Here is a 26950-nt window from a genome sequence, read left to right as displayed (position 1 = left end):
GCGGACGGAGTCAGGCCCGGCCGCCGGGCTCGCGCGTGACCGAGCCCTCCGCCAGCCGGAACACCACGTCGACCCGGTCGAGCGTCGACTCGTCGTGCGTGACCATGAGGAGCGACCGGCCACGCTCGCGCGTCATCCGCTCCAGGAGGTCGAGGATGCGGGCGCCCGTCTTGGCGTCGAGGTCCCCCGTCGGCTCGTCGGCGAGGACGAGCGCGGGGTCGTGGGCGAGGGCGCGGGCGATCGCCACGCGCTGCTGCTCGCCGCCCGAGAGCCGGTCCGGAAAGGCGTCGGCGCGATCGGCCAGTTCCACCTCGTCGAGCAGCGCCCGAGCTCGCCCGGATGCGTCGGGAGCGCCGTCGAGGTCGAGGAGGAAGCGGACGTTCTCGGCGACGGTCAGCGTCGGGACGAGGTTGTAGAACTGGAACACAAACCCGACGTGGCGGCGGCGGAACAGCGTCCGCTCTTTCTCCGACAGGTCGCCCAGCGAGACGCCGTCGACGGTGACCGTCCCGCCGTCGGGCCGGTCGATGCCGGAGACGAGGTTGAGCAGCGTCGACTTGCCGGCCCCGCTCCGGCCGACGAGCGCGCCGACGGCCCCCCGCTCCATCCGGAGGTCGGCGCCGCGGAGCACCTCGCGCGTGGCGTCGCCCTCGCGGTAGCGCTTGAGGACGCCGCGGAGATCGAGGACGAAGTCGGCGGGGCCGCTGGGGGCGGCCGCCTCGTGGACGGCGCCGAGGCGGGCGGAGTCGGGGACGGGAGCGGGCATCGGTCCGGGGGGCGCCGTGCTCGGACGCCGCCCGGCGTGCGGGGTTTTCGGGCGCGCTACCGGACGACGGCCACCCGGGCCGTGGCGGCCCCCTCCGCCGTCACCAGGCGGAGGATGTAGAGCCCTGGCGGCAAGCTTCGGAGGTCGAGGTCGGCCCTCCCCGACGGCGCGGTCTCCGTCGTGAGTACGCGACGCCCGCTGAGGTCGAAGACGGCGAGCCACCCGGAGGCTTCGGCACGCACCGTCACGGGCCCGGTCGTCACGGACGGGTCGGCGTGGAGCGTGGGCCGAGCGGCGGGGCCGGCCTCCGTCGCGACCGGCCGCAACTCGCCGTAGGCCACGCCGCCGACCTCCGCGCCCACGAGCCTGGCCCGGAGCGTGTCACGCCGCACGGGCGTGCCCTGGTCCGTCACGCCGTACGTCGCCTCGAGCTCGACCTGCCCGACCCCCGCCAAGAGCGTCGACCGGGTCTCCGTCCGGCGGAACGTCGTGCAGGGGGTCCCACAGTAGCTATAGCTCCACCACGCGGTGCCTGCCTCTCGGACCACCGTCTGCTCTCCGATGGCGACCCCTCGCGCCTCCGTCGAGTCGGGCCAGTGGATAAACGGGTAGGAGACCGCCGCCGACGGAAACGCCGAGGACCACCGACACTGCCAGTAGTCGTACGGGTCGGCCCCCTCGACCGCGCCGTCCGCGGGAAACAGGAGGCTGTGCGCGTCGGGGCCGGGCTCGACGGCGAATCCGCAGACGGTCTCGTACCCCCCGCCGCCGGCGTCGTCGCGGACGACGCGGAACAGGACGGTGTCTGCGGGAGCGCCCTCCCGGACCTCCTCCACCCGCCACTCGACACGGGCCCTCACCGTGTCCGCGCCAGGGCTGACGTTGTGGGCCGCGACGCCCTCAACCTCGTAGACCCACCGGTCACCGACGGCGTACGGGAAAAGGTCGCCGCCGGTCTGCGCCGAGGCCACCGACACGAACGCGGCGACGAGGACGAGGAGATGCCGCATGGGACGGGACGGGGCGTGGCATGTGTGCCCCACATGCTACCACGTCTCACGACCTCCGTGCGGGACGAAGCGTGTGCCCACCTCGGCCGCTATGCCGAGGCGGTCGGGACCGTTTCGCACCGTCCGACACGGGATCGGGACAGCGCTACGTTCCCCGGGCTTCTCCACGACTCCCCCGCATGCATCGACTGACCGGCGCCCTCCTGGCGCTCACGCTCCTCGTCGCGCCCGCCTTCGCGCAGACCGACGCGCTCCCCGAGACGAACGACGCGCTCTTCGCCCCGCTCGACCTCCCCACGCCCAACCAGTACCGCGCCGCCGACGGCCGCCCCGGCCCGGCCTACTGGCAGAACGAGAACGACTACGACATCGAGGCCGCCCTCGACCCCGCCACGCACACCGTCACGGGCACCGTCACCCTGACGTACACGAACGAGAGCCCGCACGACCTCGACTTCGTGTGGATGCACCTCGAGCAAAACCTGTTCGGGCCCGCCTCCCGCGGCGCGCGCCGGACGCCGCCCGACAGCCGCTGGCGCGGCTCGTTCCCCGACGGCGGCTACCGCCTCGGGACCGTCACCATCGGCGGCCAGCCCGTCGAGCCCGTGGTCGACGACACGCGCATGCGGCTCGACCTGCCCGAGACCCTCGAGCGCGACGGCGGGCGCGTCGAGATCGTCGTGCCGTACGCGTTCGTGGTCCCGGAGTACGGGGCCGACCGGATGGGCCGCCTCGAGACCGAGCGCGGCGTGGTCTACGAACTCGCCCAGTGGTACCCGCGTGTCGCCGTCTACGACGACGTGAGCGGGTGGAACACGATGCCGTACCTCGGCCAGGGCGAGTTCTACCTCGGCTACGGCGACTTCGAGTACGCCATCACCGTGCCCTCGACGATGACGGTCGTCGGGACCGGCGAGCTCCTCAACGAGGGCGAGGTCTACACCGAGACGCAGCGGGACCGCCTCGCGGAGGCCCGCCGGTCGGCCGGGCGCGTCTACATCATCCCGCCCGACGAGGTCGGCACCCAGCGCGCGACGCGGCGGCGGACGGGCACGACGACGTGGCGCTTCCGCGCCGAGAACGTGCGCGACGTGGCGTGGGCGGCGTCCGAGGCATTCATCCTCGACGCGGCGAACGCGTCCGTCGAGCTGGACGACGGCAGCGTCAACGACGTCCTCGTCATGAGCGCGTACCCGCACGAGGGGATCGGCACGCCCGAGACCCCGGGGTGGGAGGAGGCCACGCGGTTCGGCCGCGCGTCGATCCTCGCCAACAGCCGGTGGTACCCCTACCCGTACCCCGTCGCGATCTCGGTCGCCGGCGTGGTCGGCGGCATGGAGTACCCGATGCTCCACTTCTCCAGCGTCGACGCCCGGTTCATGTCGCTGTTCGGGGTCATCGACCACGAGCTCGGCCACAACTGGTTCCCGATGATCGTCGGCTCCGACGAGCGGCGCTACGCGTGGATGGACGAGGGGTTCACCTCGTACCTCAACGCGTTCGCCAACGTCGCCTTCTACGACGACAACGAGGACCCGACGATCGCCGGCTACGGCATGAGCGACTCGACGCGGATCGTCCGGCTGACGGAGGGCCCGGCCGCGGCCGAGTTCCTCCGCCAGGACTACGCGGCCGACCAGCCGGTCATGACGTACCCCGACCGGATCCGCCGGCCCGCGCTCGGGTGGCTGGCCTACCGGAAGCCGGCGAAGGGCCTGCTGCTGCTCCGCGACGAGGTCGTCGGCCCCGAGCGGTTCGACGCGGCGTTCCGCGAGTACATCCGCCGGTGGGCCTACAAGCACCCCCAGCCGGCCGACTTCTTCCGCACGATCGAGAACGTGACCGGCGAGGACCTCGACTGGTTCTGGCGCGGCTGGTTCTACACGACCGATCAGTTCGACCAGGCTCTCGTGGCGCTCTCGGTCGATGGCGACGCGGCCGTGGCGACGGTCGAGAACCGGCTCGGCCTCGTCCTCCCGACCACGGTCGAGTTCACGTTCTCGGACGGCTCGACGGAGACGGCGGTGATCCCGTCCGAGGCCTACTTCTCGTCTGACACGGCCGGCGCCCGCGTCCCGCTCGGCGGCCGGACGCTGATCTCGGCCCGCATCAACGGCTCCGGCGACTACCCGGACGACGACGTCTCGAACGACGCCCGCGACCTGTAAGGGGCAGGCCCTGACTCTGCCCGCCTCGGTAGGATCGCCGAGGCGGGCGAGGTCGGTAGTGCGAACGGACCAGGCGGCGGAAACGGCGGCTCCGCACCTTGGGCGCTCTCCTCCGTCTCCTCGGATGCGCGCCTCCCTCGTCGCCCTCCTCCTGCTCTCGATCGCCGGGTGCGACCTGGTCTCCGACGACGGCCCCGCTTGGACCGAGGTCGGCGCGGTCGCGACCTTCGACTACACGCCCGGCCCCGACTCACTGTCGGTCCTCGGCCCCGGGCGGACGCCCCCGTTCCGCCGCGCGCCAGCCACCCCACGCGCCGTTGAGATGCACGTCGTGGCGGACGGTGGGCCCGGGACCTCCACCGGCCGCCGGGTCGCGTGGCGCGACCCGGGCGCGGACAGCCCGCTCTCTCGGTTCGCGGAGGCGGGGCTCCCGCTTTCGGACGCGCGCGTCGACGTCTCGAGCGAGGGGCTCACGGTGACGGTCCCCCACGACTGCCCGGACCTCGGGCTCTGGCGCGTCCGATCGACCGCCGAGGCGGGCCCGGTCACGTTCGTCCGGGTCCCGAGGGAGGCCGCGGGGGCGCTCGACGTCTGGGGCGACTGCACGCAGAGCCCGCTCCACTACCGCGCCGTGCGCGTCGAGACCGTCACGGTCCCGGCCGGGACGTTCGAGGCCGTCGTGATCGAGGGCCCGGCCCATCCCGACGGCACGGGCGCGCTGGGCGTCGAGTGGTGGAGCTGGGAGGCCGGGCTCGTCCGGTACGACGCGCTCCGCTACGACGGCGTGCTCCAGGGGCGGTTCGTCCGCTCAGCCCGTCCGTAGCGCGTCGGGCCCGGGACGGCCGCGCCAGCGCGCGGCGAGGAGAAGGACGAGGGGGCGTGAGCCGGTTTGGAGAGGGATTCCGCTTGTGGGGGCAGAGACCCCTCACCCCCTCGCCATGAGCACTCCCCAACGCTTCGTCATCCGGCACCTGTCCGGCTCCAAGGCCAACCAGGTCGAGGAGTTCCCCTTCGCCGCCTTCGACGAGGTCACCTTCGGCCGCGAGGCCGACGCCGCGGTGACCTACGACCCCGACATCGACGAGCTCGTCAGCCGCGAGCACCTCAAGATCACCCGCGACGGCGACGACACGTACTCGATCACCGACCTCGGCAGCCGCAACGGCACGTTCGTCAACAAGATCCAGGTGGCCGGGAGCGCGTCGATCCGGCCCGGCGACACGGTCCAGCTCGGCGAGGGCGGCCCCGAGTTCGTGTTCGACGCCGAGCCCCGCCCGGCCCGCGAGACGGTCATCGCCCGGCCCCGCTCGAGCAAGGCCACGACGCTCTCGCCGTCGCTGGCCTCGGCCGCCGAGCGCGCCCCGGAGAAGGCCGGCGTCGGCCGGGAGACCGTCGAGCGGATCGTGACCGAGAGCCACCGCCAGTCGCAGCGGAAGTCGACGGGCCTCCTCCTCGGGGTGAGCGCCGGCGTGCTCGCCCTCGTCGCCGCCCTGTTCTTCTTCCTCCGGCCCGAGCCCCAGGACGTCCGGGGCGACGTCCGGACCGTCGTCGACTCGCTGGCGGCGGCCGGCCCGATGTCGCCGGCCGCGATCACCAACGCCCACGGCGACGCCGTCGTCTTCATCGAGTCGAGTTGGAAGCTGCTCGACGCCAACTCCGACCGGCAGGTCTACCAGCGGTACGAGATGACCGACCTCGGCAACGGGCAGGTCACCCCGTTGGCCGTCTTCGTCCGGCTCCCCGACGGCCAGGTCGAGCCGTTCCTCGAGTTGGCGGACCCCGACGGGATCAACCAGCCGATCCGGAGCGCGTCGACGGGATCCGGCTTCGTGGTCAGCCAGGACGGGTTCATCCTCACGAACAAGCACGTCGTCGCGGGTTGGAACTACCCGTACTTCTTCCCGCAGGGGACCTTCCCCGCCAAGATGTACCCGGTGACGCAGGACGGCCAGCTCGGCGAGCCGACGGTCCTCCAGTCGCCCGAGCAGGTCGGCCAGTGGATCCCGACGCGGTCCGTGTTCTACCAGCAGCAGCAGACGGGGATCACGAACCAGAGCCCGCTCAAGGGCGAGCCCGAGATCCAGGTCACGTTCCAGAACTCGGACATCCCGTTCGAGGCCGAGATGGAGCGGCTCTCCCCGCGCGGCGACGCGGCGACCATCAAGATCGACGCGCAGGAGCCGCTCCACGCCGTCACGCTCCACGACTCGTACGAGACGTCTGAGGTCGGCGAGCCCGTCGTGATCATGGGCTACCCCGGCATCTCGGGGATCGACGTGTCGGTCGTCCAGAACACCGAGGCCGGCGGGGGCGGGATGGTCGGGACGTACGTCCCCCGCGTGACGGTCACGCCGGCCAACATCTCGTCGATCCACCGGAGCCGGAACGCGGCCCAGGGCTCCAACCCGAACGAGCGCGTCGTCTCGTACAGCGGCTTCCCCGACGCCTACCAGCTCTCGACGAGCGAGACCGGCAACGGGAACAGCGGCGGGCCCGTGTTCGACGACCACGGCCGCGTGATCGGCATCTTCACGTACGGCCGGACCATGGGGAGCACGAACGTGACCTACGCCATCCCGATCAAGTACGGGATGGACCTCATGCGCGCGACGGGCACGCTCTAGACACCGGTCTGGGCCCGTCCGCCACGCGCGGACGGGGCCTGGCCTCCCCGACCCGTGGACCTCCGCCCCGGCACCCTCCTCGGCGACTACCGCCTCGCCGCCCGGCTCGGCCAGGGCGGCATGGGCACCGTGTTCCGCGCCGAGCACGTCCGGATCGGGCGGGTCGTCGCGCTGAAGGTGCTCCGCGACCCGGACCTCTCCGCCCGCTTCCTCAACGAGGCGAGGATCCAGGCCGGCCTCCGGCACCCCAACGTCGCCACGCTCTACGACTACTTCGAGTGCGACGGCCGGGCGTGCATCACGATGGAGCTGATCGAGGGCGAGACGCTCGCCGACCGGCTCCGCCGGGGCCCGTTGCCGTGGCCCGAGGCCGTCGCCGTGCTCCGCCCCATCGTCGAGGCCGTGGCCTACCTCCACGCCCACGGCGTGATCCACCGGGACCTCAAGAGCCACAACGTGAAGGTCACGCCGGAGGGCCGGGTGACGCTCCTCGACTTCGGGATCGCCAAGGAGCTCGGCGCGCAGGGCCTGACCGCCGGGGACGCGGTGCCCGGCACGCCGGAGTACCTCTCGCCCGAGCAAGTCCGCGGCCGGCCGCCCGACGCCCGGTCCGACGTATGGGCCCTCGGCGTGCTCCTCTACGAGTTGCTCACGGGCGACGTCCCGTTCCAGGCGCCGTCGGCGTTCCGCCTGTTCGAGCGGATCGCGCGCGGCGAGTACGCCCCGCCCTCGGCCCGCGTCCGCTCGGTCCCCCCCGAGGCCGACGCCCTCGTGGCCCGGTGCCTCCGCCCGGACCCAGCCGCCCGATTCGCCGACGCCGGGGCCGTCCTCGCGGCACTCCCGAGCGCGCGGCGGCCCGACCCCACGCCTGAGCACGCCCTCCGCTCTGGTCCCGTCCGAAGGGCCCGTCGCCCACGGCCCGTGCTCACCCGCGCCCACGCCGGTTGGGTCGCTGCCGCCGTCGCAGCCCTCGCGCTGGTGGCCCTCGTCGGGCGGACGCTCAGCGACGGGCCGGTCGCGATCGACCCGCCCCCCGCGGTCGCCGAGGCGGCCCGGCCCGCCGACGCGGTCCCCGTCGGCGTGACGATCGACGCGGTCGGGCCGCCGGCGGAGGTCTGGCGCGGCGGCGTCCGCCTCGGGCAGACGCCCCTCGTGATCGACAGCTACGTCGGCGAGCCCGTCGAGGTCGAACTCCGCCGCGACAGCGCCCGCGAGCCCGTCCGCTTCGAGACGACGGCCGGCAAGCGGGCCTACACCGTCACCCTCCCCCGCTGACCCCATGTGGCCCTTCCGTTCCCGCTCCGCCCGACCGACGGTGGCGGCCCCCGCTCCGCCCGACCCGTTCGACCTCGACGTCGCGATCGTGTCCGACGTCGGCAACGTCCGGGAGCAGAACGAGGACCGGGGCCGGTGCGTCCGCCCGGGCGACGCGGCCACGCTCGGGCAGCGCGGCGTCCTCGTCCTCGTGGCCGACGGGATGGGCGGGCACGAGGCCGGCGACGTCGCCAGCGCGACCGCCGCCGACGTCGTGGCCGAGACCTACTACGCCGCACCGGGCACGCCGCGCGAGGCCCTCGGCCGGGCGTTCGTGTCGGCCAACGCCCGGATCCACGCCGCGGCGGCCCAGCCAGGGCGCGAGGGCATGGGGACGACCTGCACGGCCCTCGCGGTCCGGGGCGCCGAGGCGTTCTGGGCCCACGTCGGCGACAGCCGCCTCTACCGCCTCCGCGACGGGCAGATCGAGCGGCTGACGACCGACCACTCGATGGTCGAGGAGATGGTGGCCGAAGGCCTCCTCACGCCTGAGGAGGCCCGCCACCACGACGCGCGCAACGTGATCACGCGGGCCCTCGGGATCCGCGCCGAGACCGACCCGGCCCTGAGCGGGCCGCTGGCGGTCGCGCCCGGCGACGTGTTCGTGCTGATGTCGGACGGCCTGTACGACCTCGTCGACGACGCCGAGATCGGCCACGCGCTGGAGGGCGGGAGCGCTCACGCTGCGGCGGCGGTGCTCGTCGAGACGGCCAAGGCCCGGGGCGGCTACGACAACGTGACCGTGGCGGTCGTCCAGGTGCGCACGGCGACGGCGGCCCGCCCGGCCCGGCCCACGGCCGAGGGCCCGACGTCATGATCGGCCGCGTCATCGGGACGTACCGCATCGAGTCGCTCCTCGGCAAGGGCGGCATGGGGACCGTCTACCGCGGGCTCGACCTCATGCTCGACCGGCCCGTCGCGGTGAAGGCCCTCCGCGCCGACGTCGCCGCCTCGCCGCAGCACGTCGAGCGGTTCCGGCAGGAGGCCCGGACGCTCGCGCGGCTCCTCGACCCGCACATCGCCACGCTCTACGCGCTCCACCGCGACGGCGACGACCTCTACATGGTCATGGAGTTCGTCGAGGGCGAGACGTTCGAGGCCCTCCTCCACCGCGAGGGCCGCCTGCCCGTGGGCCGCGCGCTCGCCCTGTTCGACCAGGCCCTCCAAGGGCTGGAGCACGCCCACCGCCGCGGGATCGTCCACCGTGACGTGAAGCCGGCCAACTTCATGCTGACGCCGGGCGGGACCGTCAAGGCCATGGACTTCGGGATCGCCCGGCTCCTCGGCTCGACGCGGATGACCCAGACCCGCCACGCCATCGGGACGGCCGAGTACATGGCCCCCGAGCAGGTCCGCGCCCGCGAGGTCGACGCGCGGACGGACGTCTACGCGCTCGGCGTGATGCTGTACGAGATGGTGACGGGCCGCGTCCCGTTCGAGGCCGAGAGCGCGTTCGAGACGATGCAGGCGCACCTCCAGGCCGCCCCGCCGTCGCCGCGACACCTCGTCCCCGGCCTCCCCGAGGCGGTCGAGGCCGCCCTCCTGACGGCGCTCGCCAAGGACCCGGCCGACCGCCACCCGTCCGTCGCCGCCTTCCGCGCCGCGCTGGCGGACGTGGCGCTCGACGCACCGCTCGCGGACCCGATCCCGACGCCCTCGGAACCGGAAGCTGCGGAGCCGAGCGGCCAGCGACAACCGCAGCGCCCTCCAAAGGCCACCGTCGCCGCGCCGGCCCCTCGCGCTCGCGAGGGCCCTGAGCCGGGCGATCGGGGGAAGGACGCCACCGAGCCCGCCTCGACCAGCCTCTCGGCGGTCGCGGACTCGACCTCGGAGATCTCGTCGGAGACCCCAACATCGCCTCCTGAAACGACGATCGCTCCGTCGCAGGAGACCGAGGTAGACGCACCAGAATCCGTCGACGCCCTGCGCTCTGGCGACGATCGGCGGCCGTCACCCACCGTCCTCGCCGTCCCGGAGGGCGGTACTCCGGGCCCCGCGCCCCGCGTCGTGCCGCCGACGCGGATCGCGCCCGCGGGCATGACGGCGCCCGTGCCGACTCCGGGTGGGGACTGGTCCCCGCAGCCGACGCTCCGGGACCGGGTCGCCGCGCTCCCCCGGCCGGCGCTGGCGGCGGCCGCCGGCGTGCTGCTGGCCGCGGCCGCGTGGGCGGTCTGGCCGAACGGGGGGGCCGACCCGCTCACCGCCGAGCCGATCGCCGAGGCTCGGGGAGAGGGCTCGGTATCCGCGCTCGAGCCCGTGCCGCGGGCCCTCCAACCCGTGCCGGCACGGCCGGACGGCCCGGCCATCGGCTCGCCCGAGACTGCGGGGCCGGGGGAGACGATCGCGCCGGCCGACGCCGCCTCGAGTGCCGAGCGCCCCCCGCCGGAGACCTCCCGGTCCCCGTCGCCAGCGGAGCTACCCCGGCGGGTGGAGGAGCGACGCGCGACGGAGCGCCAAGAGCCAGCCCCACCCGAGCACATTGAGTCTCGGCCTGCGCCGGCCGAGCCCGCAGCGCCGCGGACCGGCACGGCCCGCGTCCTCGTCCGCCCCTTCGGCGACGTGTACATCGACGGGCGGCGGCTGGCGCGGGGCACGAACGCGCCCGTGACCGCCGACCTCGCGCCCGGCACCTACACCGTCCGCGCCACCCACCCCGAGTTCGGCGAGCTGACCGAGACGGTCCGCGTGCGGGCCGGCGAGACGGCCGACGTCCGCCTCCAGTTCGCCACGCCGGCCGAGGTCACCGTCGTCTCGGACCCCAACAACGCCGAGATCCTCCTCGACGGGCGGCCGACGGGGCGCTACACGCCGGCCGTGGTGACGGTCCCACCGGGGCGCCACACGATCGGGGTCGAGCGCGACGGCTTCGCGCCGGCCTCGCAGACGGTCACGGTCGAGGCCGGCCGCGCCCCCTCCCGCATCACGCTCACCCTCTCTCCTCTCCAGACGCCATGACGCGCCTCCCCCTCGCCGCCCTGCTCGCGGCCCTCGCCCTCACCCCGGCCGCGGCCCAGAACTGCACCCAGGCCCTCGACCGGGCCCAGTCGAGCTACCAGTCCGGCGAGTTCGACCAGACGATCGACCGGCTGACGACCTGCCTGGAGGCCGACGCGTTCTCGATCGAGGAGCGCCGCGCAGCCTACCGGCTCATCGGCCTGAGCTACATCGGGAAGGACCGCGAGGCCGACGCCCGCGAGGCCGTCGCATCCCTTCTCGAGGTGGCCCCGAACTACGAGCCCGACCCGGCCCTCGACCCGCCCCCGTTCGTCCGCCTCGTGAGCGAGATGCGGCGGGGCCGGCCGGCCCCGGCGCGCACCGGTGGCGCGGTGGCCTCCACCCGCGACGGGTTTTCCGTCTCGTTCGGCGCCCACGCCCTCGGCTACTCCGACGACGATGACGACTCGTTCAGCGGCGGCGGCGGCGCCCTCACCCTGAGCTACGGGGTGTCACCAACGCTCTCGGTTCACGCCCAGCTCAGCGGGTCCTCGGCCACTGGCGACGCGCCCTACGACCTCCAGCTCGGGCGCGCGGGCCTCGGCGGGCGGTACCACTTCGGCGGCGGGCGGGCCCAGCTCGTGCCGTTCGTCGGCGCCGGGGTCGAGTTCCAGACGGCGACCTACTCCGCCGACGCGACCTCGGGCGCCACCGGCTCGGTCGACTACACCGGCCCCGCGGGCGAGGTCGAGGGCGGCGTCCGGTACTTCTTCTCGCCGTCGCTGGCCGTCGACGCGGGCCTCTCGGCCGCGTTCGCCTCGCTCTCCTACGAGGCCGGTGGCCAGACCGACACGGTGGCGGCGACGACCGTCTTCCTCGGCGCCGGACTGACCTGGCAGCCGTAGCCTCTCGTCTCGGTCCGCCCACCTCGACCCGCCCGCCGAGGCGGGCGCGCTCGTCAGCGGCTGACGAGCGCGCGGAAGGCGTGGAGCAAGCGCCGCGCGCGGTCCGGACCCGGCACGGCCACGTCGAACAACGAGTGGACGCCGTCGCGTTCGCCTGCGACGTCCTCCGGCCGGACGAGCCCCATCGACCAGTCGGGGAACGCGCGCTCCTCGGCGGAGGCCCGGTACAGCATGATGACGCCGCGGTGGCGGGGGTCGGCCTCAACGCGGGTGTAGACGGCCTCGACCGCCTCGGGCGAGCCTTCGAGCACCTGCATGATGTTGCCCTCGTGATAGAGCAACGCGCCCGTCACGGCGGCCGCGCCGTTCCTCGCTCGACTCGCGCGCAGGATCTGGGCGAGGTCGTCGCCGCTGAGCGCGCCGACGGCGGACGAGGCGTAGACGAGTTGGGTCAGCATGGGCGTGAGGACCGTTCGCCAGGAGCATCGCCCTGTTTGACCCGGAGTTAAGGCACGATGGCTCTCGAGGACTCTCCCACGCTGGCCGGCGGCGACGGGAATTCGTGAGTCCTGACACGGCGCTGTCGCCTCGGGCGTGCCTAGGTTGGGTGCCCCCCGCAGATCGCCCGTTGTCTTCCCCCGCCCGCCCGCTGCCGCCAGCGCCGCTCCAGGAACGTCCGCTGGCCCTCCCGGGCATCCAGCCGCGCGACGGGTTCGCGCTGCGGGAGGGCCAGCGGACGTTCCTGGAGCGGTGGGCCGAGGCGCTCCAGTCCGGCGAGCGGAACGCGCTCGGCGTGTTCGTCCCGGGCTACGGCAAGACCATCACCGCGCTCGCGAGCTACGCCGTCGCCCGCGCGCTCGGCATCTGCGACCGGCTCGTCGTGTTCGTCCCCCGTGGCAACCTCCGCGACCAGTACGCCGACGCCGACGAGCTCGCCCAGGTGTTCCACTGGCTCGGCGCCCCGCCCGTCAGTTTCTGCTCGGCCGACTCGGACCGCGTCTTCCTCAAGAACCTCGACACTGAGGTCGTGGTGACGACCTACCAGTACGCGAGCGGCGAGCGCGGCAACGAGGCGCTCGTCGAGTACTGCCGCCGCGCCAAGGCCCTCTTCGTGTTCGACGAGGTCCACCACCTCGCCGACGACGGGACGTGGGCGAGGGCCATCGAGAAGTTCCCCCACGCCGCCTCGGTGGCCCTCTCGGGCACCCCGATGCGGAGCGACAACAAGTCGCTGTTCGGCGTGCCCGTCACGACCGACGCCGAGGGGTTCGAGTACTACGAGGCGCTCCACGAGGTCGGGATGCGCGAGGCGCACGCCGAGGGCGGCATCCTCAAGCGCGTCGACGCCCACGTCGTCGACTACGCCGTGCGGATGGTGCGGACCGACACGGGCGAGGAGGTCGAGGTCTCGCTGGCCGCCCTCCGCGACGACCCCGAGGCGAGCCGCGACGTCGACGCCTACCTCGCCCGGCGGAAGCTCCGGTTCCACGAGGTCTACCTCGACACGCTCCTCCGGCCGGCGTTCGAGCGGTTCGCCCAGAAGCGCGGAGCGCTGGCGCGGCAGATGGCGCGATCCGGCAGCTTCTCGGGCTACCGCGACCACCAGATGCTCGTCATCGGGATGAGCAACGCGCACGCCGCCGCCATCCTCGACTTCGTCCGTCGCCAGTTCCCGGACGTCCGGAGCGCCCGCATCGGCCAGGACGTCCCGGCCGGCGAGCGGCAGGAGTTGCTCGACGCCTACCGCCGCGGCCAGATCGACGTGATGGTCCAGGTCGACATGATCGGCGAGGGCACGGACATCAAGCCGATCTCGGTGCTCGTGAAGGCCGACCTCGTCCGGGCCGTCGGCAAGACGATGCAGCAGGTGTTCCGCGGGATGCGCTACGTCCCACAGTGGCCCGAGGAGGCCAACACGTGCGACCTCTACGCGGCCGAGGACTCGGGCGTGGCCGAGACGCTCCGCTGGATCGCGGCGGAGGAGAAGCTGGGCACGAAGACGTCGAAGGGCGGCCAGGGGGGCGGCGAGGGCGCCACCGTCGAGCCGACCGATCACAGCGTCTGGGAGCTCAAGTCGGTCCGCCAAGGGAACAGCCAGACGCTGTCGCTGGAGCAGATGCCCGGCTACCGGTCCTCGGCCGACTTCCACCGCGAGGTCCCGCAGGAGCGCCCCCGCCCGGTCGCCGTCGACATGGCCGCGCGCGAGCGCGAGCTCCGCCAGGCGTGCGCCGAGCTGGCGAAGGAGCTGAGCTACGCCGCCGACGTGTCGGTCCGCGAGGTCCACGCCGCGTGGAAGCGCCAGGTCCGCGGGCAGGCGCAAGCCGACGCGAGCGTGGTCGAGCTGGCGAAGAAGATGACGTGGCTGGAGCGCTCGCTCCGCGCGGGACGGCTCCTCTGACCCGGCCCGCCTCGGCGCCGAGGCGGAGGGGGCTACGACGGGGGACGCGTCCCAGACGCCACGTAGAGCTCGCCGCCGAACGCCTTCGGGTCGGCCGGGAGGAGTACCCGCTCGAAGTCGACGGTGGCCTCGGCCAGCGGACGCCACGTCTGGCGGGAGAGGTCGGCACGCGCGACGAGCTCGACGGACCGCGTGGTTGGGGTCCGCTCCGCCGCGAACACGTCGAACAGGACGACGCGGCCGCCAGGGCGAACGAGCCCGAGCAGCCGCTCGAACGTGGCCTCCCACTCCAGCAGCGCCGTTCGCCCGGCGTGGCGCGCCGGTGGCGGTAGGCGCCCGGCGTCATGCCGGCGAGCGTCCGGAAGTCCCGGATGAGGTGCGACTGGTCGAAGTAGCCGACGACGAGGCCGACCTCCGTACGCGTTCCGGCGTCGCCGTGGAACACGTGGAGGAGCCGGCCAGGGGAGGGACTCTCGGGCGCCAGGAAGCGACGCCCTCCACGACGGGACCGAGGCGGAGGCACCGGCAGAGCAGGCCGGCTCTGGCACCCGGTATCTTCGCGGCTTCCCACACCCGCCCGCATGGACCTCGTCTCGATCGGCCGCGGCCTCCTCGGCCTCCTCGGCATCCTCGCCATCGCCTTCGCCCTCTCGTCCGACCGCCGCCGGATCAGCTGGCGGACCGTCGGGGCGGGCGTGCTGCTCCAGCTCGTGTTCGCGGTCCTCTTCCTGAAGGGCGAGGTGCTCGCCGAGACGTTCGCCCCGTTCGGCTGGCCAAAGGCGGCGTTCGCGTGGATCGCGGGGCTGTTCGTCCGGTTCCTGTCGGCGGTCGAGGCCGGCGCGACGTTCGTGTTCGGGACGCTCGCGCTGTCGCCGGGCGCGGAGGGCTCGCTGGGCTTCTTCTTCTTCGCCTACGTCCTCCCGACCGTCATCGTGTTCGCGGCGCTGATGTCGATCCTGTACTACCTCGGCGTGATGCAGTGGATCGTCCGGGGCGTGGCGTATGTCGTCCGGCGGGCGCTCGGGACGAGCGGGCCGGAGTCGCTGTCGGTCAGCGCGAACATCTTCGTGGGGCAGACCGAGGCCCCGCTCGTCATCAAGCCGTACATCAAGCGGCTGACGCGCTCGGAGCTCATGGCCGTCATGACGGGCGGGATGGCGACCATCGCGGGCGGCGTGCTCGCCTCGTACGTCGCGTTCCTCGGCGAGCGCTACGCGAGCGTGGCCGGGATCGCCGTCGAGGCCGGCCAACAACTGTTCGCCGAGCAACTCCTCGGGGCGAGCGTGATGGCCGCGCCGGCCGCGCTCGTCCTCGCCAAGATCCTCGTCCCCGAGCGCGAGCCGGTCACGGACGCCGCGGTCCCCATGGAGACGGACGCCGGCGAGGCCACGCAACCCGCCACCGCCAGCGACGTGGCCCACGAGGCGACCGTCGAGGACATCGTGGACGAGGGGCCGAAGAACATCATCGACGCCGCGGCCACCGGCGCCGCCGACGGGCTCCAACTGGCGCTCAACATCGGCGCGATGCTCATCGCGTTCCTCGCGCTCATCGCCATGCTCAACGGCATCATCGACTGGGCCGCCGGCCTGTTCGGCTACACGATGACGCTGGAGAGCATCCTCGGCGTCGCGCTGGCGCCGGTCGCCTGGCTCATCGGCGTTCCCACGGCCGACATCACGACGTTCGGCGGGTTCCTCGGGACGAAGGTGATCGCCAACGAGTTCGTTGCCTACAGCCAGCTCGCCGACGCCATCGGGGCGGGCGGGCTCGACCCGAAGACGATCGTGATGGCGACGTTCGCGCTGTGCGGCTTCGCCAACCTGTCGTCGATCGGGATTCAGATCGGCGGGATCGGTCCGCTCGCGCCGGAACGGACGGGCGAGATCGCCTCGCTCGGGCTCCGGGCCGTCCTGGCCGGCACGCTCGCCAACCTCATGACGGCCACCATCGCCGGCGTGCTCCTGGGCTGAGCCCAAAGAGTCGGCCCGCCTCGACGCCGAGGCGAGCGGGGCCGGCGGAACGTTTCCGCGGACGCCCCTTCCTCTCCTTTCTGCCCTCGCCCCTCCCCTGCTCCTCGCCGTCGACCTCGGGCTCCGCACCGGCCTCGCGCTCTACAGGCGCGACGGGCGGCTCGTCTCGTACCGCTCGCAGAACCTCGGGACGCGGGCCCGCCTCCGCCGCGCCGCCGGCTCCGTCCTGGGCGACCACGCCGACGCGCAGCGGCTCGTCCTCGAGGGCGGCGGCGACATCGCCGACATCTGGAAAAAGGCCGGCGAGCGCGCCGGCCGGCGGGTCCGCGTGATCGACGCAGGCGTGTGGCGGCGGGCGCTCCTCCTCCCCCGCGAGCAGCGCTCGGGCACCGACGCCAAAGACGCCGCCGACGGCCTCGCGCGGGCCGTCATCGAGTGGAGCGGAGCGCCGCGCCCGAAAGGGAGCCTCCGCCACGACGCGGCCGAGGCCATCGCCGTCGGCCTCTGGGGCGTGATCGACGCCGGCTGGCTCGACGGCGTGCCCGAGGTGGTCAGCCGCCGCTGACGACCTCGTGGCCAGCGGCCCGAAGCGCGTCGGCCGCGTCGTCCAGCCGGTCGGCCTTGACGAGCACGACGTCCGTGTCGAACGTCGAGACGGCGAAGATCGAGACGCCGGCCTCGGCGAGCGTGTGGGCGAGGTCGGCCAAGATCCCGGTCAGCTCGAACGCCAGCGGCCCGCGGACGCGGAGCGCCCGCCACCCGCCCTCGACCGTCACGCCCGCCGGCACGGCGGCCTCGTCGCAGACGACCGACAGCTCGGCGTCGGTCCGCGTCACGCTCGACAGCGCGCCCTCCCCCATCCACGAGGCCACCGAGGCCGACGGGGTCAGTCGGGACACGGCGAGCCGGCCGGGGAGCACGTCGAGAGTCATGGGGACTGAGGACTGAAGGCGGCACCCATCGACCGGCGGGTCGAGATCGGGCCGCACCTCTTCGTACGTGTCATCCTGAGCGGAACCGCTCTGCGGTGAAGCGAAGGGTCTCGATGGCCTCGCGCGCGAGGCTCGCACAGTGCGTGAAGTCGGCCGACGCGAAATCCTTCGCTCCGCTCAGGATGGCCGAGACGAACACCCGCCCCGCCCACCTCGGCGCCGAGGCGAGCGGGGCCGAACGCCGTGCCGGAACCAGGCACCCTCTGCACGTTTCTCGTTCCCGCGAGCGCAGCGGGCCCTACCCCCCGAAGTCGCTCTCGACGTGGACCCAGTTCGGAATCTCGACGCCGCCGACGCGGCCGGCCTCCGGGCGGACCCACGCGTCGGTGAACGTGCTGCCGAGGACGCGGCGCATAAAGATCTGGTCGAGCGCCGTGCCCGTCCCCTCGACCAGCTTGATCGCGACGGGCTCGTTGGCCTCGTCGACGTACACCTGGACGGCGACGCGGCCCGACGCGTCCGACAGGCTGTCCGGCACGACGAGGCCCTCGGCCTGCGGCTGGTAGCGCGACGCGTTGTAGCGCTGGAAAAAGTCGGTTTTGATCTGGTTGACGAGCGCGTCGGCCGCCGCGCCGTAGTCGTCGCCCTCAGGGACGCCGGCCTGGACGTCGTCGAGGAACTCGGCGGCGAAGACCGAATCGACCGTCTCGGGGTCGGTCCGGTAGATGTCCGTCATCTTCTCCTGGACCCAGCGGACGAACTCGGACTCGTCGCGGGCGACGCCCATGGCCTCGAGCGTGGTGAGGTCGCGGAAGGCGGCCGTCGTGTCGGTCCCCGGCACGTACCAGCGCGCCGGGCTCGCCTCGACCCACCCCTCAGGCGGCGTGGCCGGCGGGCCGGGCTCGGAACAGGCGGCGAGCGTGGCGAGGGCGAGGAGGCAGAGCAGCGGACGCATCGAGATCGGATCGGTGGGACTCCGAAGCTACGGGCGGGCCTCACCCCAGGCTCCCCGCCTCGGCATCGAGGTCGAGGGACCTACGCGACCTCGTCGAGCCGGACGAGGATCCGTCGGCGGTCGAGCGCAACGACGCGGACGCGGCTCCCGGCAGCGACGAAGGCACCCTCGGTCTCGACCTCGACGCGGGCGCCCTCGACGTCCGCGACGCCGCCGGGGCGGAGCGGGGTGAGAGCCGTGCCCGTCTTGCCGAGCAGGCGGGCGCGCGACTCGGTCTCCTCGGCGTCCGCGCCGGCGTCGCGCCTCAGGCTGTCGAACAGGACGAACCGGTCCCAGGCCCCGCTCTCCCATAGGACGTAGGCGATGCCGCCGGCCGCGAGGATCGTCGCCGCGAGCGTGCCGAGCCCGCCGGCCGGGCCGAACTCGGCGAACGCCACGACCACCCCGACCGCCGCCCCCAGCACGCCGATCACCCCGACCACGTTGAGCCCGGGCACGACCGTCACCTCGACGACCACGAGCGCGAGGCCGACGAGGATGAGCAGGATCGGGATCAGGATCTCCATTCGAACGGTGGGCCGAAGCCCCTAAGAAACCTCACGGACGACGACGACGGCGCCGCGTGAGCGGACGACCTCGACCCGCGCCCCGGACGACACGAACGGGCCCTCCGACACGACGTCGACGCGCCGCCCGTCGATCTCGGCCGTGCCCGACGGGCGGAGGCTCGTGACCGCCGTGCCCGACAGGCCCACGAGGTCGGCCAGCGTGTCGGACGACGTGTAGCCGGACGCGGCCGACAGGTCGGGCGCGAGGACGAGCCGGTTGAACCGCTCGGACCGTGGGAGCATTCGGCCCAGCGAGATCGCGAAGAGGACCAGGAGCACGAGGGCACCGGCCAGCGTCGTCGTCGCCCGCGCGATCTCGCCGTTCGTCGGGAAGTCGAACCCGACGTTGGGGACGAGCGCGATGAGGAGCGCGCCGAGCGTGAGCACGAGCCCGCCGACCCCGAACACGCCGAACCCCGGCGTCACAAACACCTCGACCAAGAGCAGCCCGACCCCGACGGCGAAGAGCGCGATCTCCCAGCTCTCGACGAGCCCGAGCAGGTAGTGCGGGGCGAAGAACAGCGCGGCCCCGACGAGCGCGACGGCGCCCGCGAACCCGACGCCCGGCGTCTGGATCTCGAAGTACAGCCCGCCCATCATCATCATGAGCAGGAGCGAGGCCATGACCGGTGATCCGAGGAACCGGAGGACCCGCTCGGCCCGCGTCGCCGCGTGGTCCTCCTGTCGGTTGCTCTCCGCCCCCAGCGCGTCGACGACGGCGTCGACGGACGGGAGGACGGCGTCGGCGATGCCGAGGCGGAGGGCCTCATCCGACGAAACGGTCAGGAGTTCGCCCTCCTCGCTGACGCCCGGCACGGCGATGGTCTCGTCGACCATGGCCTCGGCGATCTGCGGGTCGCGGCCGGTCGCCTCGGCCGTCGCGCGCATCAGGCCGCGCGTGTAGCTCTGGATCTTTTCGGGGGCGTACTCGCCGGTCTGGTTCACGGCCGTCGCGGCGCCCATCGACGCACCGGGCACGAAGACGATCTTGTCGTTGGCGTAGGCGATGAGGGCGCCTGCCGAGGCCGCGTTCCGGTCGATCACGGCGACCGTCGGGACCGGCGACGACAGGATGGCCTTGCGGATCTCGTCGGCCGCGTCGAGGAGGCCGCCGAACGTGTCGATGCGGAAGACGACGACGGCCGCGGAGTCGGCGGCGGCGTCGCTGAGCGCGCGGTCGACGTAGGCCGCGAGCGCGTTGTCGATCATCCCGTCGATCGTGACGTGGTAGACCGGCCCGTCGCCGAGCGGCGCGTCGAGCGTGAGGGCCTCGGCGGACTGGGCGCGTGGCCCGCCGGCGGCAACCGCGAGCAGCGCGAGGAGCAGGGTGGGGACGGCCGAGCGGAGGGCGGTCATGGGACGGACGGAACGTGTCGGGCGGGTACGTCGGCCCATAACCCGGTGTTGCGACTTCGCGCCGGCTTCGGCGCGGCCTCCCCGCCCCCTGTCCGTGCCCGTCCTACGGCTCGATGACGACGGGCGTGCCGACCTCGACGTAGGCCCACAGCTCGTCCATGTGGACGTTGCGGAGCGCGACGCACCCGCGGGTCCACGCCCGCTGGCGTCCGGAGCCGTGGCCGTGGATCTCGATGAGCCCGCCGAGCGCCGTGTTCATCGGTGGCTCCAGGCCCTCCCGGTCGGCCCGTGCGATGGCCTCGTACTGCGCCTGCGTGATGATGCCGTCCCGGACCCCGCGCAGCGCGTGAGCGGGGCCGGGGTAGCTCAGGACGAAGGCCCGGTAGTAGCTCGAGTTGGGGTTGAGGCGCGTCACGAAGAACGTGCCCTCGGGGATCCGGTAGTGCTCGAGTTCCTCCTGCCCCGATCGCCGGACCTTGTCCTCGGGGCTCACCGACACGTCGGCCGGGAACTCGCGGAGCAGCTCGGCGCCGCGGTAGACGTACGTCATCCGCTCGCTCTTGTCGACGCGGATCCAGACGTTCGAGAGCGTCCCGGCGCGGACGTAGCCGCGCGTCTCGCCCCACTGCACGAGCCGCCAACCGTGGGCGAACCCGTCCGCCGGGGCGCCGTCCTCGGCGAGGACGCGGACGCCGTCGCGGGTCCGGAGCGTCGCGAGCGTCCGGGCGTTCTCGTGCGGCGCCTCGCGGAGCGCCACGCCGCGCTCGGTTACGTAGTAGGCCGGCGCGGCGTCGACGTCGTAGACGACGGGCGCGGGCGCCCCCACGGCCGAGACCTCACGGCTCGCCTGGGCGCTGGCGAGCGCGGGGGCGACGAGGAGGACCAGGACGGCGAGTTGGCGCATCGCGGGGGCGGGGGGGACGGATCGAATGTATCGGCAACGGGCACGGGCGTCCCAACGCGGATCGCTCACAAACGTCGGCCACCGCCGCGTCACGCGAACGGGCCGCCGTGCCAGGTTATTCCTCGGCGCCGTTGCGAGCGAGGCACGCCCGGTACGCCTCGATCACGCCGTCGAGCACGGCGCCCTCGGTCACCACGTCGGCCGCCCCTCGCGCCGCGTCGACGCCATTCGACGGCGCGAACCCGAGGCCGGCCGCCTCGATGGCCGGCGCGTCACCGTTCGTGTCGCCGATGAACGCGAGTTCGCCGAGCCCCAGTCCGTCCGCCTCGGCGAGCCAGCGGAGGGCCTGGACCTTGGTCAGCCCCGCCGGCACGACGTCGATGGAGTACGGCGTGTGGTAGGCGTGGAGCGCGACCGTCTGCTCGGCGACGAACGCCTCGACCTCGTCCAGAAACGTCTCGCACTCGCCGACGACCGGGCTCACGATGCCGGCCTGCGACCGCTTCCCGTAGTCGAACGAGACGGTCGCGGAGCGCGGGACGACGTGCTCGACGAGGAACGCGCGGCAGGCCCCGAGCGCGGCCTCGGTGTCGGGCGTCAGCGCGGGGTTCCAGGTGATGCGCGCGTCGGGCAGGTCGAACCGGCCGCCGCCGCTCTCGAACAGGGCCGGCGCCCGAAGCCCGAGCGCCTGCGACGTGGCCTCGACGTAGGCGTAGCTCCGCCCGGAACAGATGCCGAGGCGGGGGTACCGGTCGTCCGTTTCCGCCCGCGTCGCCCAGCCGCGGAGTTGGCGGAACCCGTCGAGGTCGAACGGGACGTACGGCTCGGAGAGACAGCCGTCGATGTCGGCCAGGAAGAGTCGGATCACGGGGTCGGGCGGAGGACGCGGCCAAGTTGCCCCGCGCCCCGCTCCCGCAGGGTGACGACCGCGTGAGGTCGCCCGCCTCGGCACCGAGGTGGGCGGGGTCGCGGTGGCTACCGCATCCGCTTGCGGCGGTTGCGGACGTAGTCCTCGAACAGGAACCCGCCCAACTCGTCGAGCCCGGCGTAGTAGGCGCGGCCGTGGTTCACCTCCGTCAGCTGGCGGACGAAGTCCTGGAGGTACGGGTCGCGGGCGATCATGAACGTCGTGATCGTGATCCCCTCGCGCCGGCAGATGGCCGCCTCGTCGAGCACCTTGTTGACGATCTGGCGGTCGAGCCCGTACGCGTTCCGGTAGAGCCGGCCGTTCACGAAGTGGCACGACGGTTTCCCGTCGGTCACCATGAAGATCTGCTTGTTGCGGTTCTTCCGGCGCCGGAGGATGTCGCGCGCCCGCTCGAGCCCGGCCCGCGTGTTCGTGTGGTACGGGCCGACCTGGAGGTACGGGAGGTCCTTCATCTCGACCTCCCACGCCTCGTTCCCGAACGCCACGATGTCGAGCGTGTCCTTAGGGTAGCGCGTCGTGATGAGCTCGGCGAGGGCGAGGGCCGTCTTGCGCGCCGGCGTGATCCGGTCCTCGCCGTAGAGCACCATCGAGTGGCTGAGGTCGATCATCAGGACGGTCGCCACCGACGTGTGGTGGTCGGTCTCGAACACCTGGAAGTCGTCCTGTGTCAGCCCGAACTCGTCGATGCCGCCGCGGCGGAAGGCGTTCGAGAGCGTGCCCGTGACGTCGAGGTCGTGGACGTCGTCGCCGAAGGTGTAGGGCCGGGTCTCGGGCTGGCGCTCGCTCCCCATCCCCGAGAACGGCGTCTTGTGGTCGCCGCGGCCGGCCTTCCGGAGGTCCTTGAAGATCTCCTCGAGCGACCGCTCGCGGAGGCCGCGCTCGGCCTTGGCCGTGATGCTCACGACGCCCGTCTGGTCATCGCGGTCGATGTAGCCGCGGTCCTTGAGCTCGTCGATAAAGTCGCCGAGGCCCATGTCCTCGTCGGTGATCCCGTACTCCTTGTCGATGGCCGTGAGCCACTGGAGCGCCTCGTCGGCGTCGCCGCCGGTGTGGAAGAGGAGCTGCTGGAACAGGTCGAAGAGCGTGTCGAACGTCGATCGCGCCGTCCCGTGGCGCGCGTCGTCCCACTCGGCGTAGCGGAAGCGCATGGGTTCGAAGGAGAGCAGACTGTCGCACCCCGAACGGGCCGCGTCGTTCCGCCCGTGCCCGATGCAGGTTTCATTCGAGAGTGAAAATGAGACGCCGCGCCGCGCCCTACGGAAACCCCCGATACGGCTCCGTCGTGTTTTCCCTGAGCGCGCACGGGCGCTCACCCGTTCCTGTAGCCACCAGCAGGGCCGCGACTCGGCCCAGGACCGCCCGTCCATGACCCACCGCGTCTTCCTCGTCGAGGATCACCCCATCACCCGCGAGGGCATCCGCTCGCTCATCCGCTCCGCGCCGGACCTCGAGGTCGTCGGCGAGGCGTCGTCGGGGCCCGACGCCATCGACCTCCTCTCGGCGGCCAAGCCCGACCTCGTCCTGGCCGACATCGCCATCGACGGGTCCGACGGGATCGAGCTGACCAAGCAGATCCGCTCGATGTACCCGGAGGTCAAGATCCTCGTCGTCTCGGCGTACCCCGAGCGGGTCTACGCCGAGCGGGCCGTCCGGGCCGGGGCCATGGGGTACGTCGCCAAGCAGGAGGCCTCGGGGATCCTGCTCGAGGCCATCCGGACCGTCCTCGACGGCCGGCTCCACCTCTCCGACGCCGTCCGCGACCGGGTCGTGGGGAGCTACCTCTCGGCCGGCGCCGGCGCCGAGTCGTCCGTGGGCGACCTCACCGACCGGGAGCTCGAGGTGTTCCGCTACTTCGGCCAGGGCCTCACGACGTCGCAGGTGGCCGAGGCCATGATGCTCTCGCCCAAGACGGTCGAGACGCACCGCGTCCACATCAAGCAGAAGCTGGGCATCGAGACGACCAACGAGTTCGTCCAGCGCGCCACGCTCTGGACGGCGCAGAACGAGGTCTAGCGCGCTTCGCGCGTGGCACGGGGCATATGGGAAGGGGCAAGAGGATCAGCACCTCTTGCCCCTTCTGCGTGTCTGGCCCTCCCCGCCTCGACGCCGAGGCGGGAGCTCCCGATCAGTCCGGGAGGTTGTAGGCGGCCTTGACGGCCTCGTAGTCGCGGAGGTCGATGCGGGCGCCGGCGCGGGCGTTCGTGTAGTACAGCTCGTCTGGGATCACGACCAGCCGGAGGTCGATGTCGCCGGAGCCGTCCACGCGCTGCGGGACGATGAAGTCGAACAGCACGCGCGGGTCGTCCGAGAAGTCGGTGTACGGGGCCGACGAGACGACGTCGAAGTACAGGTCGTCGTTGTCGAACGAGTACTCGTAGGACGCCGTGTAGCCGACGACCGGGATCTCGAACGTTCCGCCCTCCCCATCGGTGGCCAGCACGAGCTCCTCGAACGAGCGCGACAGCGGCAGGGCCGACCACGTCGTGTTGCCCTCGGCGCCGTCGAACGCGGAGACCAGCTCGAGGTCGATGTAGAGCATCACGAGCGCCCCGTCGCCGGCAAGTTCCAGCGCGTCGTCGAGGCTGCCGCGCGTGACCGTCGCGTCGCGGGAGTCGAACGACGCCGTTTTGAGGTCCTCGTCGGCGCGCGGCGGGTCGTACTCGTCGGGGTCGAACGAGAAGTCGGCGACGAAGACCTGGAGCGAGGTGTCCTCCTCGTAGTAGTCGTCGTAGGAAGAGTCGCAGGCGCCGAGGCCAAGGACGGCCAGCGCGGCGACGGTCGCAGAGAGAGGAGCGCGGAGAGAGGGCATGGGGTCGGGGGGATGCGTGAGCACAAGGAGGGCCGCCCGGCTGGCGGATCAGGTAACGGAGCCCTCATCGGGGAACGGTCCGCCCCGAACGCACGACGCCCGCCGGTTGGGGCGGGCGTCGGACGAAGAATGGGGCGAGTCGCTCAGGCGGTGGCGCGGCGCGCGGCGGCGTAGAGGGACGTCACGAGCGCGATCTTGGTCAGGTCCCACGGGACGAACTTGAGCCACCCGTTGACGGCGGCCTCGGCCCAGCTGTAGTCGGCCACGACGTAGAGCCCGGCGACGCCGCACGTGAACAGGACCACGGATCCGGCGAGGAGCCCGAGGACGCTCCGCCCGGCCCCGCGGCTCCGCTCGGTCACGAGCCCGGCCACGACCGCCACGAGCGGGAACCCGACGAGGTAGCCGACGGATGCGCCCAGCAGGTGGTCGAGGCCCGAGCCGCCGCCTGCGTACATCGGGAGGACAAGCCCGAGCGCGAGGTACAGCAGCATCGCCAGCGCGCCGGTCCGCCAGCCGAGGAAGAGCCCGGCGCCGTAGACGGCGATGGACTGGAGCGTGAGAGGGACCTCCCAGAGGTAGACGCGGAGTTCGAACTGGGCGAGCAGGCCGGTCAGGAGGGCCGTGCCCACGACGAGCGCGGCTTGGAGCGCGAGCGGGGCGTCGTCGGCGCGGAGGCGGTCGACGGAGGCGGCGGACGGGGCGGCGAGGGCGACGGACATGGGCGAGTCGGACGAGGGGCCGCCAAGATACGCGGGGCCTGCCGGGAGGCTCCGCCCCCCCTCGGTGAACCTCCGGGAAGGCCCGGGGCCGCCCGTAGCTTCCGGAGCGCCCCTCTCCCCTCCCGATGACCGACTCGACCCAGGACCACGTCGACGCCACGCTCGACGGACGCGTGCTCCACCTCGTGCTGGACCGGCCCGAGAAGAAGAACGCCCTCACGCGCGCCATGTACGGCCGCCTCGCCGACCTCCTGTCCGAGGCCGCCGACGACGGCGCCGTCCGCGTGGTCGTCCTCAGCGGGCGCGGCGGGGTGTTCACGGCCGGCAACGACCTCGGCGACTTCATGATGGACCCGCCGACCGGCCCCGACAGCCCGGTCTTCCGGTTCCTCCAGGCCGCGGCCACGTTCCCGAAGCCGCTCGTCGCCGCCGTCGCCGGGCCGGCGATCGGGATCGGGACGACGATCCTGCTCCACTGCGACCTCGCCTACGCCGCGCCGGACGCCGTCCTCAAGATGCCGTTCGTCGACCTCGGGCTCGTGCCGGAGGCCGCGTCGAGCCTGCTCTTCCCGCGCCTCGCGGGACCGGCACGCGCGGCCGAGTTCCTCCTCTTCGGCGACGCCGTCCCGGTCGAGACGGCCGCCGAGTTGGGCTTGGTCAACGCTGTCGTGGACGACCCGGTGGCGCACGCCCTCGAGCGGGCCGCCGCGCTCGCCGCGAAGCCGCCGGCCGCGGTCCGCCACACGAAGGCGCTCCTGCGTCACGACGCGGCCGACGCCATCGGCGAGGCATTCGCACGCGAAGGGGCCCTGTTCGTCGAGCGCCTCGGCTCGCCCGAGGCGCAGGAGGCGTTCACGGCGTTCTTCGAGAAGCGCGCACCCGACTTCTCCCGGTTCGAATAACCCCGACTACGGGACCGGCCACGCGGCGCCCTCTTTCCGCCCGTGGTTCGTGTCGGCGTCGTAGCGCCGGTGGGCCGCGCTGGCCTCGACGCCCAGCCGCTCCAGCCGGCCGCGCGCCTCGGCGACGGCCTCCTCGCACGAGTCCCGGTAGAGCCCGGCGACCGCGCGGTACGCGGCCTCGGCCCCGTCGAGGGCGATCGTCTGGTGCCGCTCCTCGTGCGCCGCGAGGGCCCGCCGGAACCGGCCCCAATCGCGGAGCAATGCGGGATCGGTGCCCGGCGCTGGCATCCACTCCGGGAGCGTGACGACGAGCACGAGGTCGACCTCGGTGTCTTCGATGATGCAACCGCCCGAAATCTCACGCGGATCGTAGCGGACGTCGAGCGCGGTCTCCGTCAGTCCGAAGAAGATGTCGTCCCCTTCGCGGGGGCCTCGGTCCAGGAGCGACCGGAGGACGTCGTCGACCGTCTCGCCAGTGACGGCGTACGTCTCGTGCGTGCGGTTGACCTGGATGGGCGGCCGCTCGGGCTCGGGCGGCCCGCCAGACGACGACCCGGGGCCGTTGCCAGTCGGCGCGAGGGTAGCGGCGGCGGCGCGGAGCGAGTCTACCGAGACCCCCTCGAGCGACGACGGTGCCAACGGACCCTGCGTGAGGGCCCAGAATGACGCCGCGCCGAGCGCGGGCAGGAGAACGGCGAGGACGAGGAGGCGCATCTCAGGGTCGGATCCCCTCCGGTATCGG

The 26950-nt window shown here is 72.9% G+C and carries 26 protein-coding genes; 12 read left to right on the top strand and 14 right to left on the bottom strand.

Annotated elements, in window-relative coordinates:
• Positions 1–10 precede the first annotated feature (10 nt).
• Both BSZ37_RS08765 and BSZ37_RS08760 read right to left on the bottom strand, forming a co-directional pair.
• Positions 11–766 (bottom strand): ABC transporter ATP-binding protein, encoded by a 756-nt coding sequence (locus tag BSZ37_RS08765; protein ID WP_095510189.1) that lies wholly within the window; start codon positions 764–766, stop codon positions 11–13.
• Between the two features lie 56 nt (positions 767–822).
• The gene (locus BSZ37_RS08760; protein ID WP_095510188.1) at positions 823–1776 is read right to left on the bottom strand and encodes a T9SS type A sorting domain-containing protein; all 954 of its coding nucleotides are present in this window, start codon (positions 1774–1776) and stop codon (positions 823–825) included.
• A 179-nt stretch (positions 1777–1955) separates the two neighbouring features.
• Between BSZ37_RS08760 and BSZ37_RS08755 the strand changes: the two genes are divergently transcribed.
• The 7 genes from BSZ37_RS08755 (at position 1956) to BSZ37_RS08725 (ending at position 11721) form a co-directional block, all read left to right on the top strand.
• Positions 1956–3944, top strand: a complete 1989-nt coding sequence (locus BSZ37_RS08755) for a M1 family metallopeptidase (protein ID WP_095510187.1) — start codon at positions 1956–1958, stop codon at positions 3942–3944.
• 124 nt (positions 3945–4068) lie between these two features.
• Positions 4069–4767, top strand: coding sequence for a hypothetical protein (locus BSZ37_RS08750; RefSeq protein ID WP_095510186.1), 699 nt, complete (start codon positions 4069–4071; stop codon positions 4765–4767).
• A gap of 115 nt (positions 4768–4882) precedes the next feature.
• Positions 4883–6568 (top strand): trypsin-like peptidase domain-containing protein, encoded by a 1686-nt coding sequence (locus BSZ37_RS08745; RefSeq protein ID WP_095510185.1) that lies wholly within the window; start codon positions 4883–4885, stop codon positions 6566–6568.
• Between the two features lie 54 nt (positions 6569–6622).
• Complete coding sequence (locus tag BSZ37_RS08740) at positions 6623–7843, top strand: serine/threonine-protein kinase (RefSeq protein ID WP_095510184.1); 1221 nt, start codon at positions 6623–6625, stop codon at positions 7841–7843.
• Between the two features lie 40 nt (positions 7844–7883).
• Positions 7884–8699, top strand: a complete 816-nt coding sequence (locus BSZ37_RS08735) for a PP2C family protein-serine/threonine phosphatase (protein ID WP_218830452.1) — start codon at positions 7884–7886, stop codon at positions 8697–8699.
• Complete coding sequence (locus BSZ37_RS08730; RefSeq protein ID WP_095510182.1) at positions 8696–10837, top strand: serine/threonine-protein kinase; 2142 nt, start codon at positions 8696–8698, stop codon at positions 10835–10837. Before BSZ37_RS08735 ends, BSZ37_RS08730 begins: the two co-directional genes overlap by 4 nt.
• Positions 10834–11721 (top strand): outer membrane protein, encoded by an 888-nt coding sequence (locus BSZ37_RS08725; RefSeq protein WP_095510181.1) that lies wholly within the window; start codon positions 10834–10836, stop codon positions 11719–11721. The genes BSZ37_RS08730 and BSZ37_RS08725 overlap by 4 nt, the downstream gene beginning before the upstream one ends.
• A 53-nt stretch (positions 11722–11774) precedes the next feature.
• Here the strand turns inward: BSZ37_RS08725 and BSZ37_RS08720 are convergent, their stop codons facing one another.
• Positions 11775–12179, bottom strand: a complete 405-nt coding sequence (locus BSZ37_RS08720; RefSeq protein ID WP_095510180.1) for a BLUF domain-containing protein — start codon at positions 12177–12179, stop codon at positions 11775–11777.
• A gap of 170 nt (positions 12180–12349) precedes the next feature.
• Here BSZ37_RS08720 and BSZ37_RS08715 point away from each other — a divergent pair, with 170 nt between their 5' ends.
• Positions 12350–14119 carry a DEAD/DEAH box helicase gene (locus BSZ37_RS08715; protein ID WP_218830451.1) on the top strand — a complete coding sequence of 590 codons (1770 nt, stop codon included), beginning with the start codon at positions 12350–12352 and terminating at the stop codon, positions 14117–14119.
• 32 nt (positions 14120–14151) lie between these two features.
• On the opposite strand, the gene BSZ37_RS08710 is transcribed toward BSZ37_RS08715, so the two are convergent.
• The gene (locus BSZ37_RS08710) at positions 14152–14340 is read right to left on the bottom strand and encodes a hypothetical protein (RefSeq protein ID WP_095510179.1); all 189 of its coding nucleotides are present in this window, start codon (positions 14338–14340) and stop codon (positions 14152–14154) included.
• A gap of 360 nt (positions 14341–14700) precedes the next feature.
• Between BSZ37_RS08710 and BSZ37_RS08705 the strand changes: the two genes are divergently transcribed.
• Both BSZ37_RS08705 and BSZ37_RS22375 read left to right on the top strand, forming a co-directional pair.
• Complete coding sequence (locus BSZ37_RS08705) at positions 14701–16092, top strand: NupC/NupG family nucleoside CNT transporter (RefSeq protein WP_095510178.1); 1392 nt, start codon at positions 14701–14703, stop codon at positions 16090–16092.
• Positions 16093–16420: 328 nt separating this feature from the next.
• Positions 16421–16657, top strand: coding sequence for a hypothetical protein (locus BSZ37_RS22375; protein ID WP_218830450.1), 237 nt, complete (start codon positions 16421–16423; stop codon positions 16655–16657).
• On the opposite strand, the gene BSZ37_RS08695 is transcribed toward BSZ37_RS22375, so the two are convergent.
• The 7 genes from BSZ37_RS08695 to BSZ37_RS08665 all read right to left on the bottom strand — a co-directional run bounded on the left by BSZ37_RS08695 (position 16644) and on the right by BSZ37_RS08665 (position 22923).
• The gene (locus BSZ37_RS08695; RefSeq protein ID WP_095510176.1) at positions 16644–17024 is read right to left on the bottom strand and encodes an ACT domain-containing protein; all 381 of its coding nucleotides are present in this window, start codon (positions 17022–17024) and stop codon (positions 16644–16646) included. The two genes, BSZ37_RS22375 and BSZ37_RS08695, sit on opposite strands and share 14 nt — an antisense overlap.
• Before the next feature lie 298 nt (positions 17025–17322).
• Positions 17323–17979 (bottom strand): hypothetical protein, encoded by a 657-nt coding sequence (locus tag BSZ37_RS08690; protein WP_095510175.1) that lies wholly within the window; start codon positions 17977–17979, stop codon positions 17323–17325.
• Positions 17980–18059: 80 nt separating this feature from the next.
• Complete coding sequence (locus tag BSZ37_RS08685) at positions 18060–18545, bottom strand: NfeD family protein (RefSeq protein WP_218830449.1); 486 nt, start codon at positions 18543–18545, stop codon at positions 18060–18062.
• Between the two features lie 21 nt (positions 18546–18566).
• Entirely contained in the window at positions 18567–19943 is a 1377-nt protein-coding gene (locus tag BSZ37_RS08680) for an NfeD family protein (protein ID WP_095510174.1), read from the bottom strand.
• A gap of 103 nt (positions 19944–20046) precedes the next feature.
• On the bottom strand, positions 20047–20847 hold the full coding sequence (locus BSZ37_RS08675) for a L,D-transpeptidase family protein (protein WP_095510173.1): 801 nt from the start codon (positions 20845–20847) through the stop codon (positions 20047–20049).
• A gap of 115 nt (positions 20848–20962) precedes the next feature.
• On the bottom strand, positions 20963–21715 hold the full coding sequence (locus tag BSZ37_RS08670; protein ID WP_095510172.1) for an HAD family hydrolase: 753 nt from the start codon (positions 21713–21715) through the stop codon (positions 20963–20965).
• A gap of 107 nt (positions 21716–21822) precedes the next feature.
• Complete coding sequence (locus BSZ37_RS08665; protein ID WP_095510171.1) at positions 21823–22923, bottom strand: vWA domain-containing protein; 1101 nt, start codon at positions 22921–22923, stop codon at positions 21823–21825.
• Between the two features lie 217 nt (positions 22924–23140).
• On the opposite strand from BSZ37_RS08665, the gene BSZ37_RS08660 reads away from it, so the two are divergent.
• Positions 23141–23788 carry a response regulator transcription factor gene (locus tag BSZ37_RS08660; RefSeq protein WP_179299538.1) on the top strand — a complete coding sequence of 216 codons (648 nt, stop codon included), beginning with the start codon at positions 23141–23143 and terminating at the stop codon, positions 23786–23788.
• Between the two features lie 112 nt (positions 23789–23900).
• Here BSZ37_RS08660 and BSZ37_RS08655 read toward each other — a convergent pair whose 3' ends face one another.
• Positions 23901–24584 (bottom strand): hypothetical protein, encoded by a 684-nt coding sequence (locus BSZ37_RS08655; protein ID WP_095510169.1) that lies wholly within the window; start codon positions 24582–24584, stop codon positions 23901–23903.
• Positions 24585–24727: 143 nt separating this feature from the next.
• Positions 24728–25306, bottom strand: a complete 579-nt coding sequence (locus BSZ37_RS08650; RefSeq protein ID WP_095510168.1) for a biotin transporter BioY — start codon at positions 25304–25306, stop codon at positions 24728–24730.
• Between the two features lie 125 nt (positions 25307–25431).
• Here BSZ37_RS08650 and BSZ37_RS08645 point away from each other — a divergent pair, with 125 nt between their 5' ends.
• On the top strand, positions 25432–26208 hold the full coding sequence (locus BSZ37_RS08645; protein ID WP_095510167.1) for an enoyl-CoA hydratase: 777 nt from the start codon (positions 25432–25434) through the stop codon (positions 26206–26208).
• 6 nt (positions 26209–26214) lie between these two features.
• Here BSZ37_RS08645 and BSZ37_RS08640 read toward each other — a convergent pair whose 3' ends face one another.
• Positions 26215–26922, bottom strand: a complete 708-nt coding sequence (locus BSZ37_RS08640) for a DUF922 domain-containing protein (RefSeq protein WP_095510166.1) — start codon at positions 26920–26922, stop codon at positions 26215–26217.
• Between the last annotated feature and the right edge of the window lie 28 nt (positions 26923–26950).

Origin of the sequence: Rubrivirga marina (assembly GCF_002283365.1) — a bacterium.
In the GTDB taxonomy this organism is placed as follows: domain Bacteria; phylum Bacteroidota; class Rhodothermia; order Rhodothermales; family Rubricoccaceae; genus Rubrivirga; species Rubrivirga marina.
Note: the sequence above shows the minus strand (reverse complement) of the source record. Positions and strands in the feature narration are given on the sequence as shown.